Genomic DNA, 3,359 nt, shown 5'->3' with positions numbered 1-3,359 from the left:
TCCTAGCTTGATCTTTAACCTGTGCGGCGGGGCTTCGGGGTGGTTGACCTCTTCTTTTGTCCCTGTGCTGGCGTCTTCTTGGGTGTGTGCACGTCGTGGCGGGGTGCGGGACGGGTGTTTTTTCGGCCTGCTGGTCGTCCGGGGCCGGGGCGGGTGGGTTTCGGTGCTCTGGCCGGGCAGGCGGTCTGCGGGCGGATGTGCCGGAAGTCGCGGCGGACACGCGCGGGAGTGAGCCTGTCCGGGGAACTGGGTTGCTCCCAGGGACGGCGCCGGTCGGCTGCGAGGGGGCGGGCGAGACGCAGTTGGGTGTAGGCGGCGAGGATCAGCCAGGTCCAGCGGTCGGCGGCCTCGGGTGTGCGGATCTTCGGGCAGGTCCAGCCGAGACATCTCACGATGCCAACGTGTCAAGCGGCAGCGGCCAGTTCGGAGGGGAACGCGACGTGTTCGTCGAACAGTTCGCCACTCTGGAGGCAGTGGTGGAGCTGGCCGATCATGCGGTTGAACAGGTGTCGTTGGGCGGCTGCATGCCAGTCCCCTTGTTCGCGTCGACGGCGGTAGTGGGCGGCGGCTCCGGGTGAGGATCGCAGGGCTGAGAAGGCCCATAGGTAGCCGGCATGGTTGAGTCGGTCGTTCTTGACCATGCGGCGTCCAACGCGGTGCTTCTTGCCTGATGTGCGGGTGACGGGTGCGGATCCGGCATAGGCCTTGAGGCCCCGGGCGTCGGCGAACCGCTGGCGGTCATCTCCGATCTCAGCCAGCACCCGGGCGCCGAGCTGGACCCCGAGGCCAGGGAAGCTAAGGATCACCTCAGCGTCCGGGTGCTGGAGAAAAGAGGCTTCCACCGCCTCGGCGAGCTCGTCGGCGGCGAGGCAGGCGGCTTCCAGCTGCCGCAGGAGGGCGAGGGCTTGCTTGCCGAGCGCGTCCTCGACGAGAGGGGGCTGGCTCGCGTAGTCGCTGCGGAAGATCTCGCGGAGTCGTTCGGCCTCGGCTTCGATGCCGCGGCTGCGGCCGGCACGCTTGAGGGCAGAGCGAAGCTGGGTGCGGGTGAGCCGGGCTGCTTGGGCAGGGGTGGGGGCGAGCTTGAGCAGTTCGCGGGCTTCTGGGCGGCAGAGGCCGTTGGCCCAGCCGGAGAAGGCGTCCAGAGCGGCGGGGTAGTACTCGCGCAGGAGGGAGCGGAGCTGGTTGGCGATCTGCTGTCGGTTCCAGGTCGCGTCCTGCTGGGCCCTGGCGAGGACGGCGATGGCGCGGGCGAGATCGCTGTCGTTGGGCAGGGGCCGGTGGGCGTGCATGTCGGTGCGGAGGATGTTCGCCAGGACAAGGGCGTCGCCGGGATCGGACTTCTTCCGGCTGACGCTGTGCCGGTCGCGGTAGCGTGAGGCGGCCATCGGGTTGACCGCGAAGATCTGCCGCTTGCCGGTCCGCAGCACGGCGACCAGCAGGCCGCGGCTCGTCTCAATGGCAACCGGGATCGGATTGCCTTCGGTGTCGCCGTACTCCGCCAGCAGGTCCAGCAGGAGGCGGTAGCCGGCCGCATCGTCGCTGATACGGCGCTTGGCCAGGAGCTGGCCGGTGTCGTCGACGAGGGCGACGTCATGATGCTGCTCGGCCCAGTCAATCCCGCAGTAGATCAAGTCATTCCTCCCTATGGCGCTGTCATCTGCGCTGGTCACGAGCGCATGCGGGCCACGCGGCTCCCTAATTCCAGGACTCTTCGGTCCGACATCTCACAAGCCGTTCGCGGCACCAGCGCACCGCACGGGCCTCGGTCTTGACCGGGGTTCGATGACTCGGGTCGTATGAGAGGTCACCGTGAGGCGGGCTCGTACCACGAGCTCCAACGAGTAGTCGCGGTGGGCGGTGTTGGCGGCCGCGGTGTGCCGAAGGGCTCCCCTCTCGGCTGAGGTCTCGACGGACCCTGTCTGCTTGAGGAATGTCTTCGGCACCCACGGAGCCGCCAGCACCGGCAACACCGGCCTCCCGCGGCTGGACGAAGTCAGGGCCGCTCGTCACTCTCAGTGCAGGCCTCATGGGCCGGGGTCCAGAAAGACATGACGTTCCTGCTTTCGAACAGCTCGGCTGGACTTCGTGAAGCCAACCGGCGCCGCTATCAACGAATTAGGGTCTGCTTGAAGAGGCGGAAGGTGTGCTCGATGTCGAAGCGCCGCAGGTAGGCCTGCCAGAGACGGTCGGCGTCTGCCGCAGTGGCGTCGGTGCCTGACCACCACAGCCAGACCGGCTTCGGTGTTGCGCCGCTGGGCAGGTGTCCGATGTCCAGGCGGATCACCGTCCCCTCGACGACCGGGAGAGTGCCGTCGGCGGTGGCCCAGGAGGAGCGGTGGGTGAGCCTGGGGTGCAGCCGGTCCCAGGAGCGGGCCCTGGCGGTGCCGTAAAGACGTGTGTCGGTGACGGTTTCGGTGTCCGGGACGCCCCAGGTATCGGGCTGCCCGAAGACGAATTCGCCGCCGTGCCGGGGTGGGCGGCCCATCGTGTGTGGCTGGCGGGGTGGAACAGCCCGGCGAAGGACCCGGTCTGCGCGCATCCGGGCGAGCACCTGGACCGGCAGGTCTTGGAGCAGGAACGCAAGACGGGGTGCGTCGTATCCGGCGTCCGCGATGACGAGAACGTCGGGGTCGCCCTCCTGCCACTGCCCGGCGGTGATCAGCCGGTGGAGCAGGTCACGCAGCTGTCGGGCTGTGACGGTGGCCGTGTCGTCCCCGGGGGCCAGGCGAAGCGCGTCCAAAGGCGCGGTCCAGGAACTGCGCCCCGGCTCGAGCGCGCAGATGATCGAGTACGGCCAGCCAGGGACGGGGATGTGCTGGTCTTTGCCCCGGCCGTAGGTGTGACACAGGATCCGCTGCGGTGAGGTGTGGGCATCGGGGCGTAGCCAGCAGGTGATGTCGATGGCCAGGACCAGCCGGCCGTCGACAGCCCGCGGCAGCGGCACCGCGGCCAGGGCCCGCTGCAGCCGGCCGGTGTCGACCCTGCCACGGGCGAGGGCGGCGTAGAGCCCGCCATGACCACGGCGGTGTTCGCCGACCAGCGACAGTTCGGCCAGTGACCTCACCGGCCCGTCGCCGCACAGCACGGCGTCAGCCAGCTCGAACAACGCATCCGAACGAGCGGTGAGGCAGGAGTAGAACTCGTCCCGGAAGCATGACAGTTCCGCCAACGGCTCTTGTCGGGCGTCGTGATGCAGCAGACTCATCTTCACGGCCTTCGTGCTGGACATGTGTGTTCCTTGGTCGGAGCACATGTTCAGACGAAGGCCGCTTTGGCGTACGGCGGTTACCGATCCGAGTGATCAAGTTCGAGGCACCATTCGACGCCGGACGTTAAAGATCAAGCTAGGGCGTGTATCG

The 3,359-nt window shown here is 68.1% G+C and carries 1 protein-coding gene and 2 pseudogenes; all 3 read right to left on the bottom strand.

Annotated features, from left to right (window positions below):
* Window positions 1-14 precede the first annotated feature (14 nt).
* Window positions 15-383 (bottom strand): annotated as a pseudogene (locus ACWC2T_RS45795) (NF041680 family putative transposase); the annotation flags it as partial.
* Between the two features lie 21 nt (window positions 384-404).
* Entirely contained in the window at window positions 405-1,631 is a 1,227-nt protein-coding gene (locus ACWC2T_RS45790; protein ID WP_450676209.1) for an IS110 family transposase, read from the bottom strand.
* A 485-nt stretch (window positions 1,632-2,116) separates the two neighbouring features.
* Window positions 2,117-3,205: pseudogene (locus ACWC2T_RS45785) on the bottom strand (transposase); the annotation flags it as partial.
* Window positions 3,206-3,359: the final 154 nt, after the last annotated feature.

The organism is Streptomyces sp. NPDC001393 (assembly GCF_053597455.1).
Note: the sequence above shows the minus strand (reverse complement) of the source record. Positions and strands in the feature narration are given on the sequence as shown.